19 protein-coding genes are annotated in these 15691 nt (G+C 39.2%); 9 read left to right on the top strand and 10 right to left on the bottom strand.

Features of this window, described 5'->3' with window-relative positions:
- The first annotated feature begins 13 nt into the window (after nucleotides 1-13).
- The 3 genes from ABXG83_RS12515 to ABXG83_RS12505 all read left to right on the top strand — a co-directional run bounded on the left by ABXG83_RS12515 (nucleotide 14) and on the right by ABXG83_RS12505 (nucleotide 2095).
- Nucleotides 14-889, top strand: a complete 876-nt coding sequence (locus ABXG83_RS12515) for a permease-like cell division protein FtsX (protein ID WP_353549204.1) — start codon at nucleotides 14-16, stop codon at nucleotides 887-889.
- Nucleotides 890-978: 89 nt separating this feature from the next.
- Entirely contained in the window at nucleotides 979-1215 is a 237-nt protein-coding gene (locus ABXG83_RS12510) for a DUF3098 domain-containing protein (protein WP_353549203.1), read from the top strand.
- An 82-nt stretch (nucleotides 1216-1297) separates the two neighbouring features.
- Nucleotides 1298-2095, top strand: a complete 798-nt coding sequence (locus ABXG83_RS12505; protein WP_353549202.1) for an undecaprenyl-diphosphate phosphatase — start codon at nucleotides 1298-1300, stop codon at nucleotides 2093-2095.
- 17 nt (nucleotides 2096-2112) lie between these two features.
- Here ABXG83_RS12505 and ruvC read toward each other — a convergent pair whose 3' ends face one another.
- Nucleotides 2113-2679: a crossover junction endodeoxyribonuclease RuvC gene (gene ruvC / locus ABXG83_RS12500; RefSeq protein WP_353549201.1), complete on the bottom strand. Its 567-nt coding sequence runs from the start codon at nucleotides 2677-2679 to the stop codon at nucleotides 2113-2115.
- 214 nt (nucleotides 2680-2893) lie between these two features.
- On the opposite strand from ruvC, the gene ABXG83_RS12495 reads away from it, so the two are divergent.
- From ABXG83_RS12495 to ABXG83_RS12485, 3 genes are all read left to right on the top strand, one after another.
- A complete protein-coding gene (locus ABXG83_RS12495; RefSeq protein ID WP_353549200.1) occupies nucleotides 2894-3832 on the top strand; it encodes a lysylphosphatidylglycerol synthase domain-containing protein in 939 nt (312 codons plus the stop codon).
- Nucleotides 3833-3834: 2 nt separating this feature from the next.
- Nucleotides 3835-4629, top strand: coding sequence for a DUF3108 domain-containing protein (locus ABXG83_RS12490; RefSeq protein WP_353549199.1), 795 nt, complete (start codon nucleotides 3835-3837; stop codon nucleotides 4627-4629).
- Nucleotides 4630-4814: 185 nt separating this feature from the next.
- Nucleotides 4815-5009, top strand: coding sequence for a hypothetical protein (locus ABXG83_RS12485; RefSeq protein WP_353549198.1), 195 nt, complete (start codon nucleotides 4815-4817; stop codon nucleotides 5007-5009).
- 143 nt (nucleotides 5010-5152) lie between these two features.
- On the opposite strand, the gene ABXG83_RS12480 is transcribed toward ABXG83_RS12485, so the two are convergent.
- From ABXG83_RS12480 to greA, 4 genes are all read right to left on the bottom strand, one after another.
- Nucleotides 5153-6022: an MBL fold metallo-hydrolase gene (locus ABXG83_RS12480; protein ID WP_353549197.1), complete on the bottom strand. Its 870-nt coding sequence runs from the start codon at nucleotides 6020-6022 to the stop codon at nucleotides 5153-5155.
- 3 nt (nucleotides 6023-6025) lie between these two features.
- Nucleotides 6026-7345, bottom strand: a complete 1320-nt coding sequence (locus ABXG83_RS12475; RefSeq protein WP_353549196.1) for an MFS transporter — start codon at nucleotides 7343-7345, stop codon at nucleotides 6026-6028.
- 135 nt (nucleotides 7346-7480) lie between these two features.
- Nucleotides 7481-7870, bottom strand: coding sequence for an HIT family protein (locus ABXG83_RS12470; RefSeq protein WP_353549195.1), 390 nt, complete (start codon nucleotides 7868-7870; stop codon nucleotides 7481-7483).
- A gap of 74 nt (nucleotides 7871-7944) precedes the next feature.
- Nucleotides 7945-8421 (bottom strand): transcription elongation factor GreA, encoded by a 477-nt coding sequence (gene greA / locus ABXG83_RS12465; protein ID WP_178886929.1) that lies wholly within the window; start codon nucleotides 8419-8421, stop codon nucleotides 7945-7947.
- Between the two features lie 181 nt (nucleotides 8422-8602).
- Here greA and ABXG83_RS12460 point away from each other — a divergent pair, with 181 nt between their 5' ends.
- Nucleotides 8603-9295 (top strand): CPBP family intramembrane glutamic endopeptidase, encoded by a 693-nt coding sequence (locus tag ABXG83_RS12460; RefSeq protein WP_353549194.1) that lies wholly within the window; start codon nucleotides 8603-8605, stop codon nucleotides 9293-9295.
- Here ABXG83_RS12460 and ABXG83_RS12455 read toward each other — a convergent pair.
- Nucleotides 9292-10227, bottom strand: a complete 936-nt coding sequence (locus tag ABXG83_RS12455) for an NAD(P)-dependent oxidoreductase (RefSeq protein ID WP_353549193.1) — start codon at nucleotides 10225-10227, stop codon at nucleotides 9292-9294. The two genes, ABXG83_RS12460 and ABXG83_RS12455, sit on opposite strands and share 4 nt — an antisense overlap.
- A 19-nt stretch (nucleotides 10228-10246) precedes the next feature.
- Complete coding sequence (gene rsmA / locus ABXG83_RS12450) at nucleotides 10247-11005, bottom strand: 16S rRNA (adenine(1518)-N(6)/adenine(1519)-N(6))-dimethyltransferase RsmA (protein WP_353549192.1); 759 nt, start codon at nucleotides 11003-11005, stop codon at nucleotides 10247-10249.
- Nucleotides 11006-11163: 158 nt separating this feature from the next.
- Here rsmA and pdxA point away from each other — a divergent pair, with 158 nt between their 5' ends.
- Nucleotides 11164-12255: a 4-hydroxythreonine-4-phosphate dehydrogenase PdxA gene (pdxA, locus tag ABXG83_RS12445; RefSeq protein WP_353549191.1), complete on the top strand. Its 1092-nt coding sequence runs from the start codon at nucleotides 11164-11166 to the stop codon at nucleotides 12253-12255.
- A gap of 3 nt (nucleotides 12256-12258) precedes the next feature.
- Nucleotides 12259-13128, top strand: a complete 870-nt coding sequence (locus tag ABXG83_RS12440; RefSeq protein ID WP_353549190.1) for an aldose 1-epimerase family protein — start codon at nucleotides 12259-12261, stop codon at nucleotides 13126-13128.
- Here the strand turns inward: ABXG83_RS12440 and ABXG83_RS12435 are convergent, their stop codons facing one another.
- The 3 genes from ABXG83_RS12435 to ABXG83_RS12425 are packed head-to-tail and all read right to left on the bottom strand — an operon-like array spanning nucleotide 13129 to nucleotide 15620.
- A complete protein-coding gene (locus tag ABXG83_RS12435; protein ID WP_353549189.1) occupies nucleotides 13129-13824 on the bottom strand; it encodes a hypothetical protein in 696 nt (231 codons plus the stop codon).
- 10 nt (nucleotides 13825-13834) lie between these two features.
- Nucleotides 13835-14710, bottom strand: a complete 876-nt coding sequence (locus tag ABXG83_RS12430; protein ID WP_353549188.1) for an ABC transporter permease subunit — start codon at nucleotides 14708-14710, stop codon at nucleotides 13835-13837.
- Nucleotides 14694-15620, bottom strand: a complete 927-nt coding sequence (locus tag ABXG83_RS12425; protein ID WP_353549187.1) for an ABC transporter ATP-binding protein — start codon at nucleotides 15618-15620, stop codon at nucleotides 14694-14696. The genes ABXG83_RS12430 and ABXG83_RS12425 overlap by 17 nt, the downstream gene beginning before the upstream one ends.
- Nucleotides 15621-15691: the final 71 nt, after the last annotated feature.

Genomic DNA, 15691 nt, shown 5'->3' with positions numbered 1-15691 from the left:
AAAATTGTAAAGTATGGCAGATAGTGCAAAATCTTCTTTAAAGCGTAGTAAACCGAATTATATCTATACCATCATTGGTGTGGCCCTAGTCTTGTTGATCATGGGTATCATGGGCTGGTTTTTCCTCAATATCAATTCGGTAGGCAGTGCTTTTAAGGAAGATATTCGTATCAGTGCTTATCTGAGGACCTTAAATAAAGATACCATTGGTCAGATCCAGCAACATATTGCTGCTCGTCCGTATACTAAAACGGTGACCTATGTAGACAAGAAAAAAGCTCAGGAGATCTGGAACCGTGAGAACAACGAAGACTGGGCCAAGATCCTGGATGTAAACCCTTTGCCTGAAAGCATTGATTTTTATGCGAAGGCAGAATATGTAAATAAAGACAGTCTCAATAAAATATCTGCAGAACTATTAGCGAAGTATGGCAATCAGATCACGGATATCCAGTACCCGCAAACATTGGTGGGTAATTTGAATGAACGTGCTGCGAAGATCGGTTTGATATTTTTAGTTATCGCGATCATTCTGTGTATCATTGTCATCATTAGTATCGATAATACAATTCGTTTAGCGATGTTCAGTAATCGATTCCTGATCAAGACCATGCAAATGGTAGGTGCTACAAGAGGTTTCATTGCGCGTCCTTTAAATATCAGGGCAGTGGTGAATGGACTGATCAGTTCCGGTATTGCGATCATTTTATTGTTCAGTATCATCAGCTGGGCTGAGAGTCAATTCCCCCAATTGAAGGCGATTCGTGACTGGAAACTTACTTTTATACTTTTCGGCGGACTGATCGTGTTAGGTGTGGGTATTTCTGTTTATTCCACCCACCGCAGTGTGCTGAAATATTTGAAAATGAAATTGGATGATCTTTATTAGTGAATTGTGAATAGTTAGTAGTGAGTAAGATAAAAAATACTGATTACTGACTATTCACTACTCACTACTCACTATAAAAAACAACTCCCATGAGTGAAACAAAAAATACTATGAGCCCACTTTTTACGAAAGAGAATTATAAGTGGATGATCATTGGCGCTGTTATCATTGCTATCGGATTTTTCTTAATGAGTGGTGGCAAAAGCAGTGACCCGAATGTATTTGATTATAAAGAAGTATACGGTACAACTCGCATAACAATTGCGCCAATCCTCATCGTGATCGGTCTGGCAATTGAGATCTTTGCGATTTTCAAGAAGAAATAATAATAGACCATGGTCCATAGTCCAGAGTTTATAGATGCTATAGACCATGGACTATGGACCATGGTCTACTAACCCACTCCCCATGACCATTTTCGACGCTATCATCATTGCGGTTGTTGAAGGATTAACGGAATTTTTGCCGGTGTCTTCTACCGGACATATGATCATCGCCAGTTCCTTTTTGGGCATTGCAAAAGATGATTTTACCAAGTTATTTGAAGTGGCTATCCAGTTAGGTGCCATTCTTTCTGTCGTGGTATTGTATCACAAGAAATTTTTCCCGCTTAACCGTTGGAATTTTTACCTCAAACTATTGGTAGCCGTGATCCCTGCGCTGGGATTAGGCGCTATTTTTTCGGATAAGATCGATGCATTGCTGGAAAGTCCATTGACCGTTGCGATCACTATGCTAGCAGGTGGTATTGTATTGTTGTTCATTGATAAATTATTTCAGCAACCAATCATTGAGAAAGAAGAAGACGTGAGTTTTGTTCGAGCACTATTCATTGGATTCTGGCAATGTGTAGCCATGATACCGGGCGTGAGCAGAAGTGCTGCAAGTATCATTGGCGGTATGCAGCAAAAATTGACCAGAAATCTAGCGGCCGAATTTTCTTTTTTTCTTGCGGTTCCCACAATGGCTGCAGCAACCGGTTATAAATTATTGAAGGCCTGGAAAGAAACACCTGAAATGCTGACCAATACTGATAATCTCATTGCTTTAGCAGTTGGTAATATCGTAGCGTTCATTGTAGCAATGCTTGCCATTAAATTCTTTATAGGTTTTCTGCAAAAACATGGATTCCGCTTATTTGGCTGGTACCGTGTGATTGGTGGAACGATCCTGCTGGTATTGGTGTTGACGGGATACTTGAAATGATTTTAGATATCAGATATCTAAGATTTCTTCTTCACTCTATCCGGATTTTTATTCAAGAAATCTTCCCATCCTTTTAAAGGTTTTCCTGTTTTGATAAGTGGGGATGAAGATTGATAGTGATGACAAAGTGCTACGGCCAGCGCATCCGTTGCATCAAAGTATTGTGGCTTTTCTTCGATCTGTAAAATGCGTTGTAACATTCTCCATATTTGATCTTTATCGGCATTGCCATTCCCTGTAATGGATTGCTTTACTTTTTTGGGAGAGTATTCGGTCACATTCAAACCGGCTTGCATGGCAGCTGCGATAGCAACACCTTGTGCTCTTCCAAGTTTTAGCATACTTTGAACATTCTTGCCGAAAAAAGGAGCTTCAATCGCAAAAGTGGAAGGCTTGTATAATTTGACCAATTCACAAACACGGGTATGGATCATTTCCAGACGCGCATAAATGTCTTTTTCTTTGGTCAGCTTGAGTACATCCATCAACAATACCTGAGGTTGTCCCTTATGGATACGCAATAACGCATACCCCATCAGTTGGGTACCCGGATCGATACCGAGGATGATCTCGTCTTTGGCCATGGGATGAAAATAGTGAAAACTGAGGTGAACGATAGATTTTAGCCATAAATCTCTTTGCGAATTATCTTCATACACGAGAAAGACCTCTTTTCACCATTCACTTTTCCCCTTTCACATCTTTACCCTTTCTTTGTAATGGTCTAAAAAGCAAGCACTGAACAAGAAGCTAAAAATATTTCTCAATTATTTCCTCGGACCTGTATTATTTATCTGGTTGAGCTTTTCTATTTATCAGCAGATCGTTGAGCAAAAAGATCTGGCAGGATCATGGGAGATGATCAAGTCATGTCTCTATGGCCCCCCATCCGGCAAGTTATTATTGGTGATTCTTTTGGTATTGATCAATTATGGTATTGAATCTTTGAAGTGGAAGATCATTCAATCATCGATTCAAAAAATATCATTTTGGAAAGCATTCAAAGCGGTGTTGTCGGGGCATGCAATTGCTTTTAATTCCATCAATCGCATTGGAGATACTGCAGGAAGGATTTTGTATTTAGATGAGGGGAATCGCTTAAAAGGTGCAGCATTATCTTTTGTTGGCAGTATCAGTATCATTATCATCCATATCGTATTCGGATTGGTAGGCATGACCTATATGCGAATTAACATTTTAGATGCAACGCATTCTTTAGAAGGTTTGTCGCTGTTTTGGATGACCGCATTAATGAGTATACTCACATTGGGTGTATCCGTACTCATTTTGTTGTTCTTCCGTTTGTCGTGGCTGATCCGGTTATTGGAGAAAATACCCTTTGTAGCGAAGTATCGTTTTGTAATTGAGCACATGGAATCTTTGCATTGGCGATTCTTAACAAAAATTTTGCTCATTTCCGCAATCAGATACGTTGTAATAGTAATGCAATATGTATTGTTATTCGGGGTGTTTAATGTGACGTTTGATTTTCTTGATGCTTCAGCTTTAGTAATGGTCATGTTTTTGGTGTTGATGATCATACCCTCGATCACAATGGCAGAACTGGGGCTTAGGGGAAGTATCAGTTTGCAGTTATTTGGCATGTTAAGTGATAATAAACTAGGCATCGTTGCGGCGGCTGTAGGTGTCTGGATAATTACACAGATCATACCGGCGATCATCGGTAGCATTTTTTTACTGGGAATCAGGTTTTTCAGTAACACAAATAAAGAATAGACATGAAGCGATTGTTTTTCTTAAGTATTTGGCTGATGGCATTTCAACCCATTTCTGCGGGAGATGAATTCTGTGGTATCCGAAACAGGGCTTTTGAAGAAGGAGAAAGTATTTCTTACAATGTTTTTTATTCTGTGATCGGTTTATATGTGAATGCAGGATCTGCTAACTTCTCTGTTTCACTTGATAAAATGAATAACCGCATCGCTTATCATGTGGTAGGAAAAGGGAGTTCAAATCCGAGTTATGACTGGATCTTTAAAGTTCGTGACAGATATGAAAGTTATATTGATACCGCCAATTTGCAGCCTTTAAAATTCATCCGGAATATTGAAGAAGGGGGCTATAAAAAATTCGAGAACATTACTTTTAATCAGGAAAACAATACTGCTGTAACAACTGAAGGTGTATTTAAAGTTCCGGGTTGTATACAAGATGTGCTGAGTTCAATTTATTATGCAAGGAATATTGATTTCAGTAAGTACAAGCCTGAAGAGAAGATCCCTTTCTCGATGTTTCTGGACAATGAAGTATATAATTTGTACATCAAATACCTGGGTAAGGAGACGATCAAAACCAAATACGGTAAGTTCAGGGCCATTAAATTCAAGCCACTATTGGTAAAAGGTACATTGTTTGAAGGAGGTGAAAAAATGACTGTATGGGTAAGTGATGACCCGAATCATATCCCTTTAAGAATTGAAAGTCCGATCGTAGTAGGTAGTGTGAAAGTTGATATGATGCAGTATCGCAATCTTCGTTACCCTTTAAGTTCGATGATCAGTTTCAACCGTTAATCATGATCGAATTTTCCGTAGGTTGATAGTGTATCGGTCGTGAATTAACGTTTCGGTGTAATTGAGATCTTTTGTACAATATGCGGCAAATAATCACTACAAATAAGGTAGCCAATACAATTCCGGCTATTATTCCCCACGCAAAAGAGTCGTAGTACTGTTTACCAATGTAGGCACCGAAAACGATGGTAGCTGCAGAGATCACTCCAGAAACAGCTGCGATAACTGCATTGCCATCACGATTGGATATCTCAATTCTGGCATGGCAGGTATCGCAGTTGATAGCGGAAAAGTTGTTGAGCAATACAAATTGCCTGAAGGATATCCGGCATCCGCAGCTCGGACATCCCATTACCTGGTTTTTGGACATTGGATTTTAAAATTGCTTGTTAAAGCTAGGATTCTATTGTAAACTTAATATGAAACAATTGGAGTAAGTGTCTGAAAAACACCGATTTTAGGACGTTTTTTCACGGATTTTTTGTCGAATAAAATCAGGTCTTTTACTACAAGCAACTAAAACCTACAATGTATTTAACGCAAAGGTTTCTGCTACGCGAACGCCTTTTTCAGTGAGTTGTAAGGTGCAACATTCATTGAAATAGTCATGTTCAAAGTATAATATGTAGTTTTTATCCACTGCTTCTTGTAGGAAATTTTTCTTCTCTTGTAGTGTTGTCAGTGGAAACATGTCATAAGCCATCACATAAGGAATGGGCAAATGAGCGGTAGAAGGTAATAGATCTGCCATATACACGAGGGTGTGTCCCTTGTATTGTATCTGGGGCAGCATCATTTTCTCTGTATGACCGTTAACGAATCGAACAGAAAAATGATTGAAAAGTTCAACAGTATGTAAATGACCATCCTCCCGAAAACCAGATACGGGACTTTCAACAAAATGTAACTGTCCACTCTCTTGTATCGGTAAAATGTTCTCTTTTAGAAAAGAGGCTTTTTCTCTGTCATTGGGTTTTACTGCCCAATTCCAATGTCGTTCATTACTCCAATACACTGCATTTTTGAAGGCCGGCACCAATTGATCTCCTTGCCGTATAATGCTACCTCCGCAATGATCAAAGTGAAGATGGGTTAAGAAAACATCAGTGATATCATCTCTATGAAAACCATGACGTGCCAATGATTTGTCCAATGTATCTTCTCCATGTAAATAATAATGACCGAAGAATTTAGCGTCTTGCTTATCCCCCATGCCATTATCGATCAATATCAGTTTATTGCCATCTTCCACCAATAAACAACGCATGGCCCAGGAGCACATATTATTTTCATCTGCCGGGTTCAGCTTGTTCCACATACTTTTAGGAACGACCCCAAACATTGCTCCTCCATCCAGTTTAAAATTGCCGCTATTGATCGAATATAATTTCATAGATCAGTTTACTTTTCCTTGTTTGTGTTTTGTAGCTGACGCAAAGGTGAGTAATATCAATCCAATCACAAAGAAAACCACTAGAGCCAGTACTGAATTACGTTGCGATCCCGTGTATTCGTTGATATAACCGAAACTGAACATTCCTATTACGATCGCGATCTTTTCAGTGACATCATAAAAACTGAAAAACGAAGTAGTGTCTTTGGTTTCAGGCATCAGCTTCGCATAGGTACTTCTGCTCAGCGATTGGATACCTCCCATTACAAAACCAACCAATACAGCAAGTGCATAAAACTCATTGACCCCATCACGAGGCAATAAATACCCGATGATACAAAGTATGATCCATAAAGAAACCGTTACCATCAATGCCCGGAAGTTGCCCAGCTTATCAGATAATTTAGCGATCGTATACGCTCCCGGTACTGCGACCAATTGAATGATCAATATCGCAATGATGAGATTCTGTGTAGGTATATTCAATTCACTCTTACCATACAATGTCGCTGCTAACATCACTGTTTGAACCCCCATATTGTAGAAGAAGAAAGCGGCGAGATAACGTTTGAGCACCGGAAGATGTGTCAACTGCTTCCATACCTTATTCAATTCTTTATAGCCATGCGTAAAAATACTTCCATGAGCAGAGGGTTGTCCGGCCGGTGTACTTTTGGGTAGTCTGCTCAATGCCAGTTGTCCAAATCCCCACCACCAAATACCTACAAGCAAAAAAGAGATCTGTGAGGCTTTGCCGGTGGTGATTCCAAATGTATCAGGCATCAATACAAATACAAAACAGATGATCTGTAAGATAACACTACCAATATATCCCATCGCAAAGCCTTTAGCACTGACCCTATCCTGGTCTGCAGGTGCTGCAATCTCCGGAAGGAATGAATTATAAAAAACCAGACTACTCCAATAACCAACACAGGCAATGATCATACAAATCAACCCGTAAGCCAGATTACTGCTGTTATAAAAGAATAAAGCACTACAGGCTATACTTCCAAGTGTACAGAAAAAGAAAAGGAATTTTTTCTTGTTGCCTCTATAATCTGCAATGGATGATAACATCGGTGACATGAGTGCTACAATAATAAAAGCAACTCCCAATGCATAGTTGTACAAAGAGGTATTGACAAACTCTCTGCCAAATAAGCGAACGGTATCATTAGAAGTAGCATCATTGCCATCACCTGTAACAGCTTCGAAATAAGCAGGAAAAATGGTAGAGGTAATAACGAGATTGTACACACTGTTTGCCCAATCATACATGGCCCAGCCATTAATGACTCTTTTGGATGCAGTTGTTTGCATAGGAGGGGTTTTGGTTCTTAAAGATAGGGGAAAGTGAAAAGTCAAAAATTAAAAATGAAAAGTGAGAGAATGTTCCTTACTATGGTCCATAGTCCATGGTGGGAAATATTTTTCACCTTTGACTTCTCATTCTCTTTACAACGCCGCCAGTATCTTCGCTTGAACCTGCTGAAGTTGTTCGGGTGATAACTTCAATTTTCCTCTTGTGAAATTGAGATCATCGGCAGTATTGATCGGGATCAAATGAACATGTGCATGCGGAACTTCCAGTCCTACCACACTCATGCCACAACGATCACACGGAAAAGCTTTTTCGATGGCTTTTGCGATGGGCTGTGCAAATAATAAAATTTCGGATAAAAGAGGTTGATCCAGATCAAAGAAATGATCTGTTTCATGTTTAGGAACCACGAGTACATGACCTTCGGTCAAAGGGAAAATATCCAGAAAGGCAAAGAATTTTTCATTCTCTGCTATTTTGTATGAGGGAATCTCACCGGCTATGATCTTTGAAAAAATCGTCATGGTACAAAGATTTATCCAATAAAAAAAGCATGTTGAAATGAATAAAATCATCATTTCAACATGCTCAATTGAAATTAAACAGTAATGTCTTCGATTTTGAACTTGATGATACCGGTTGGCGCTTGTACTTCTGCTACTTCTCCTTTTGCTTTACCCATTAAGCCTTTACCAATAGGTGAACCTGCAGAGATCTTGCCGGCTTTGAGATCTGCTTCTTTTTCACCAACAATTTGATAGGTCACCGTTTTTTTGGTGGCCATATTCGTGATCGTTACTTTGGTAAGGATGGTCACTTTGCTGGTATCTATATCACTGGTATCAATGATCTTGGCATTGGCAATAGCACCCTCCAGTTGCTTGATCTTTGCTTCCAGCATACCTTGCGCCTCTTTGGCAGCATCATACTCTGCATTTTCTTTTAAATCACCTTTCTCACGCGCTTCCGCAATAGCTCTGGATGCAGCAGGACGATCAACTGATTTCATCTTCTGCAACTCTTCACGCATTTTGTCAAATGTCTCCTTGGTAACATACATTGTACTCTCGCTCATACACTTTCGTTTAAAAAGGGTAAAAAAAATACAACGCCACATTTGATTGCAGCGTTGCACAGATATCCAAAAGTAAAAAATTCTTGAGAATGAAACGCCGTTTTATTGTTTTTTATTGAAAATAACCCTACTTTGGATAAGCCCTCCATTTGATCGATATCACAATGATAATCAATAAATTATGATAGGAATTTTGGTGCAATTGCTTTTGTCTGCACTCTTGCTCTGGTGGATAGAAAAGCAAAGTCTATCTGTTTTGGGATGGCAACCATCGATTAAAAGAATCCTTCAGTTGTCTATAGGTTTCTTATTGGCTATTATGCTTGCAGCCACCTATCATCTGATCAATGGTATATTGACAGGAACCAGCTGGCAAAGAAATCCTTCGTTCCGATTGAGCGAGCTTTTTAATGGATTGGGATGGATGCTCCGATCAGTGTTGTATGAAGAACTTATTTTCAGAGGTGCCTTATTTTATATTGCTTTGAAAAGACTGGGTACCACAAAAGCATTATGGTTATCCGTGATCGCATTTGGCATCTATCATTGGTTTTCTTTCGGAGCTTTTGGACAACCTTTTCAAATGATCTTTATTTTTTTGATCACAGCTGCTGCCGGCTGGATGTATAGCTATGCATTCATTAAAACAGGATCTTTATACGCTACGATCGGTCTTCATTTCGGATGGAACTGTACAGGTAGTTTATTATTCTCACAGAGCTCCATTGGTAAATACATCTTGATTCCTGTAAAGGATCCTACATTTCAACAAAACGACTTACGATCATTTCTTTTTATGTTTCTATATCAGTTCTTTATCCCGGCATTGATCACCTGGCTTTGGTTAAGAAAGATGGAGAAAGGAAAAAGTTAACTGTCGATCCCTAATTTATCCAATACCACTTTTGCCATAAGGTAATATGCTTCATGACTGTATCCGGCGATATGTGGTGTGATGATTACATTGGACTGAGAGAGCAGCCAATCCAGATCGGCTTTTTCATCAGGCGTATAAGTTTCGAGTTTTTCATTTTCCAATACATCTAATCCGGCTGCTTTTATTTTTTGTTGCTGTAATGCACGGATCAAAGCCTTGGTATCTGTTACTTTACCTCTACAGGTAGTAAGGAAATATGGTTGTTTTTCAAACTCCTTAAAAAAGCTATCGTTTGCATAGTGAAAAGTAGCGTCTGTCAATGGCAAATGAAGGCTCACCACATCTGCAGATTGCTGAATTTCTTGCAAAGAAGCTTCTTTGATATAACTGTTACTAAATCCTGATTTATAAATATCTAAACCAAGAACAGTCACCTGAAATGAGGCCAGCAGTTTTGCGAAAGCTTGTCCGGTGTTACCAAAACCAATGATACCAACGGTTTTACCGGTTAACTCATCTGCTCTGTTGGCGTCACGTAACCATTTTCCTTCACTTATCTCCCGATGACTGCTATGGATCTTATTCATTAGGTTCAATAACATTCCCAACGCATGTTCTGCTACAGCATTTCTATTTCCCTCAGGGCTACTTTCACAACGTATGCCTTTAGTGGTTGCATATGGTACATCGATCAATTCCATTCCACTTCCTAATCTACCAATCCATACAAGAGAAGTAGCTGCATCTATCATCTGCTTATCGATCTTCAATCTGGTAGTCACGATCAATCCAACAGCATCCCCGATCACAAGTTTTAGTTCATCATAACTGATGGAGGGTTCATATACACACTGATAACCTGCCTTCTCCAATCTTTCGATCAAGTAAGGATGAGCTTTTGCTGTAATGATGACCTTGGAAGTAGACATGTATTATTTTCCTTTTCTGCTATGACTTCATTTTATAGGTAAGTGCTGCAAAATCTGCTACCGTCAATTGTTCTGCACGTTTTGTAAAAATTGCTTCCTGCAAAGTATCGGCATCGAACATACCTTTCAAAGGGTTGCGTAACATTTTTCTTCTTTGATTGAATGCTGCTTTGACCAATACAAAAAAACTGCGTTCTGATCGCATGGGTTCATAAACAGCACGTCTCTTCAACCGAATGACCCCGCTCATTACTTTAGGAGGAGGGTTAAAGGATTCAGGCGGCACATCAAACAAGTATTCAACCTCATAAAAAGCCTGTATCAAAACACTCAGAATGCCATAGTCTTTAGTACCCGATGAGGAGACTACTCTCTCTGCTACTTCTTTCTGAAACATTCCAATCATCACAGGCACTTGTTCTTTCCATTCCAGTATACGAAACAATATCTGTGAGGAAATGTTGTAAGGGAAATTACCTACCACTGTAAACTGATCCGTAAAAGGAGCCGGTGTATCAAGAATGCTTTGATGAATAATTTTTCCTTTAATAGCAGGATAGGTCTTTTCCAGGTATACCACTTTCTCATCGTCCAATTCCACGGCTTTCAGTGAAATATCAGGTATCTTCAGCAAATACTTTGTGAGTGCACCTCCACCCGGCCCAACTTCCACCAACTGTGTCAACATATCTTGCTGTAAAGCATCCACAATACGTTCACATACAGATTCATCTTTTAGAAAATGCTGTCCAAGTGATTTTTTGAGCGTGTATTCCATTGGGGCAAAGGTAGGTAGTATTTGCGCTAATAGCTTATAGCTGATTGCTTATCGAAAGGCGTATTTTATTCCAATATGTACTTCTATTTGCAATTACCTATAAGCCATAAGCTTCAGTAAACACTAAATGCTTAATTTTATACCTTAAAGCTATACTGATGAGTAATGAAATGCAAAAGCCTGTGATTGGTTTCTCTTGTGGTGATTTGAATGGGATCGGGATTGAATTGATTTTGAAAACACTGGGTGATCATCGTTTACTGGATTTCTGTACTCCCGTTGTTTTTGCCAGTAATAAAAGCATCAATTTTTACAGAAAAAGCCTACCAGATATCAATTTCAACTATGCGAGCGGAAGAGATTTCACCAGACTGAACCCTAAACAGGTGAATATTTACAATTGCTGGGAAGAAGAAGTAGCGATCACTCCGGGTCAACTCAATGAAACGGGTGGAAAATATGGTTTGCTTTCTTTGAAAGAAGCTGCACAGGCTTTAAAAGATGGACATATCCATGGTTTGGTCACCGCACCAATTCATAAAAAAAATATTCAATCGGAAGATTTTCATCATACCGGACACACCCCTTTCCTGAAGGAGTTGTTTGGTGTCAATGATGTATTAATGTTCATGGTAGCTGATAACATGCGTATCGGTTTACTGACAGAGCATGTAACAGTTGCCGATGTTGCAAAACATATCACCAAAGAAAATATCATCAGCAAATTGAAGATCATGCATAGTAGTCTGCAAAAGGACTTTGGTATTGACAAGCCTAAAATTGCAGTGCTCGGTTTAAATCCACACGCAGGTGATGAAGGATTGATTGGTAGTGAAGAAGAAAATGTGATCAAGCCTGCGATTAAAGAGATCAAACATCAGATGCTGGTATTTGGTCCATATAGTGCTGATGCTTTTTTTGCAAGAGGTCAACACGAAAGATTTGATGCAGTACTTGCCATGTATCACGATCAGGGATTGATCCCTTTCAAATCTCTGGCGATCGGTGAAGGCGTTAACTACACTGCCGGATTGAATACTGTCAGAACCAGTCCTGACCACGGAACGGCTTTTGATATTGCCGGAAAAGGGAAAGCTGATCACAGCTCGTTCTTAGCTGCTACTTTTACTTGTATCGAGATCATCCGTCTGAGACTGGGTTTTGCAGAAATGAGACAGAATCCGCTTCGTAAAATGAGTGCCCGAATGATCGCTAATGCGGTAGATGAGCGTATCGAAGAAACTGAATAATGCATGTACGAATTATCCAATGATCAGTTAAGTATTGTGATCAGTTCCAAAGGAGCGGAATTACAAAGCATTTACGGCAAACAAACCGGTATTGAATACATGTGGTCTGGCAATCCTGTTTTTTGGGGTAAGAAAAGTCCGGTATTATTTCCCATTGTTGGTGGACTAAAAAATAATCGATACAAATATCAGGGTAAAGAATATTCTCTAAGCAGGCATGGTTTTGCAAGAGATCGTTCATTCACTATTAGTAAACAAACAGATGACAGTGTTTCTTTTTCTTTGAGATCAGACGAAGAAACAAGAGCTGTCTATCCTTTTGATTTTATTTTTTCCATCAATTATCAGTTGATCGGCAATAAGTTAAAAGTGAGTTATCAGATTGAAAATACCGGTGAGGAAGACATGTATTGTTCTGTTGGTGCTCACCCTGCTTTTGCAGTACCATTGATGCCTGATACTTTGTTTGAAGACCACTATTTACAGTTTGAGCAAGTGGAGTCTGCACCTATTTGGCCGCTTTCTGATGAAGGTTTATTATTGAGTGAGCCTATTGATTTTCTTCAAACACAAGATAAGCTTCCTCTTCGGAAGTCATTGTTTTATGGCGATGCATTAGTTTTTAAATCACTCCGATCAAACAGCATTTCGATCCTTTGTGATAAACATCCACATGGCATCAAAGTATCCTATGAAAATTTCCCATTCATGGGAATCTGGAGTGCAAAAGATGCAGATTTTGTATGTATTGAACCTTGGTGTGGCATTGCCGATGCTGCAAATACCAATAGCGAATTCACAACGAAAGAAGGCATTCATCATCTTTTACCTAAAACCATGATGAATAGAAGTTGGGCGATCGAAGTATGCTAATTATTTAAAGACACTATCTGCAATTCCCTTATTGATCGCGTAATTGGTATAGACGATCTCAACTCTTCCTTTTTTATTTTTTAATTTCTGCTCTTCGGTAAGTGGCTTTTCATTATCATCGAATTCGAGTGTAAGTCCCTTAGGAAGTTTATAATTTTTAGTATTGAAACTAAAAGTCACTTTATCAGGTAAACCAAAATTGGCGAACTTACCATAGGTCATTTCAATTTCATAAGTACCATTTTCTTTGGTAGTTGTTACTGCTTTTCGAACCAAAAGATTGACCTCATCAATATACATGGTGGTTAGCACTACATCACTATTTTCGTTGACAGGAAGCATTTTTACCACTTTTGTTTTAACACCTGCAACTGTTGCTTCGCCTGCAGCAAGGGCCACAAACTCATCTGTTGTAACAATAGAACTCATGTTAACGGAAACACCTCCTTTAGGTAACAGGGAAATACCTCCATCCTTTCGTAAGCGAAATTTATTAGGCTTCTTAAAATAAATTTTCACTTTCCCTATTGGCGCTTTGATAAAGGCAACATCTGTTTTCATTCTGCCATCAGCTTCATAATCATTGACCTGATCAAGCTTTGCTTTTACCTTCATGACCAAGGGAGTCATATCCTGTGCAGAAGAAGTAAAAAATGAGATGTGAAATAGAAAAAATAGTATGATCAGATTTCTCATAGTTATTGATTTAGCTTAAAACATCTTTCTTTCTGAACACAACGATTGCTGCAACCACAAATAAAATGATATGAATAAAAAGTACCAGTGCTGAGTTGACGATTCGTTCCGGATATTGGATACTACCAACGATGGCTTCATTGGTATCTGTTACCTGAATATCAAAAAATTCCTTCCATCCGATCATATGTGTCGTGAACAGATATGGCTTCACGAGATTGAATACCGGAATATTCATGGTACTGAGTATTGTGAAAAAGATGATCACACTCATCGTAGCAACAATTGGACCTATTGAGTTTTCTGCAAAGACAGATAAGAAAAAGCCAAGTGCTGCAACCGTTGTCATTGCTAATGCTGCGAATCCAAAAGCTCCAACATATCTCCAGAATACATCATTTTCTTTCAGCAATACAACATAACTGCTCTTCATCAGAAACATATCATCGGTTCCAAAGACCCACATACTAACAAAGAGTGCCAGGAAGGCGAGCCATACCAACAATAACAAAGTATAGATAGTAGAAGCAATGAATTTCGCCAGCATGAATTGTGTCCTGCTATATGGCTTTGAGAGTAAAACCCGCAAAGTACCCATGTTTGCTTCTCCGGAAATCATATCGGCAGCGATCAATGCGATCAACAAAGGCACATGTACCAATAGAAGTTGTAACATCACATAACATACCAAATAACCGTTCAGGATATTCCCTTCGATTTGTAGGGTAGATCCAAGATCATTTAACATGAAATCTACATAGGTCTTGCCATCCACTTTTAATCCGAACTGGATCATCACGATCAATGCAGTGATAGCTGCAAACGCGATGTAAGTTCGCGGTCTTTTGAAAATTTTATATAGCTCTATATTAATGAGTGTTCGCATATTGGCCTGATGTTACCTGTAAGAAAAAGTCTTCGAGTGAATGTCTGGGTTGTAAGGATAAAACCGGGATCTCCAATGATACCAGTTCGCGGTGTAAATCCGGAATATGATCACGATGAAGTTTGATCAGAATGGTGCTTGATCTTCTTGGCTGGAGTGATTGCTGCCATTTACTTTTCGTTAATTTCTGAAAGGCAGATTCATTATCCAATGTTTCTAATTCGATCAATGTTTGAGCAGGGTCAAAGAGTTCAGCGGCAGAACCTTCCACAAGTTTTTTTCCTTTATCAATGATCAATACCCTTGTAGCAACCTGTTCTATCTCATTCAATAAATGTGATGATACCAGAACGGTCTTATTCAGATCTTTACTCAGGTGTCTGATCAGATTTCTGATATCTGCGATCCCTTGCGGATCCAATCCGTTTGTGGGTTCATCGAGAATGATCAGTTTGGGATCATGCACCAAGGCTACGGCAATTCCTAATCTTTGCTTCATCCCTTGGGAGAATGTTTTTACGATGTCTTTTGCCCTTGAGGCCAATCCCACCATTTCGAGTTGTTGCATCAACTGTTGTTGTGTAGGTTTCAACCCACTCAATCGGGCGAAAAGTTGCAGATTATCGATCGCACTCAGGTATTTGTAGACATCGGGCTTTTCGATCACTGCACCTACTTGTCGAAGGATCTCTGTTCTATGTGAACTCAATGAAAGACCAAATAATTCAATAGCGCCGGCAGTTGGCTCAATAAGTGTTAAAAGCATTCGGATCGTGGTACTTTTTCCCGCACCGTTCTGACCCAGGAATCCATAAACATCACCTTCTCTGACTGAAAAGGAAAGATCATTGACCGCTGTTAAGTTTTTGAAAGACTTGGTAAGGCCTTTTACCTGTATTATTTCCTGCATTTCCATGTATAACAACGAAGGTACGGAGTAAGTTCGCAGCAGGTGAAAAGGGAAATGTGAAAAGTGAAAGA

It is taken from the genome of Sediminibacterium sp. KACHI17, from assembly GCF_040362915.1.
Lineage (GTDB): Bacteria > Bacteroidota > Bacteroidia > Chitinophagales > Chitinophagaceae > Sediminibacterium.
Note: the sequence above shows the minus strand (reverse complement) of the source record. Positions and strands in the feature narration are given on the sequence as shown.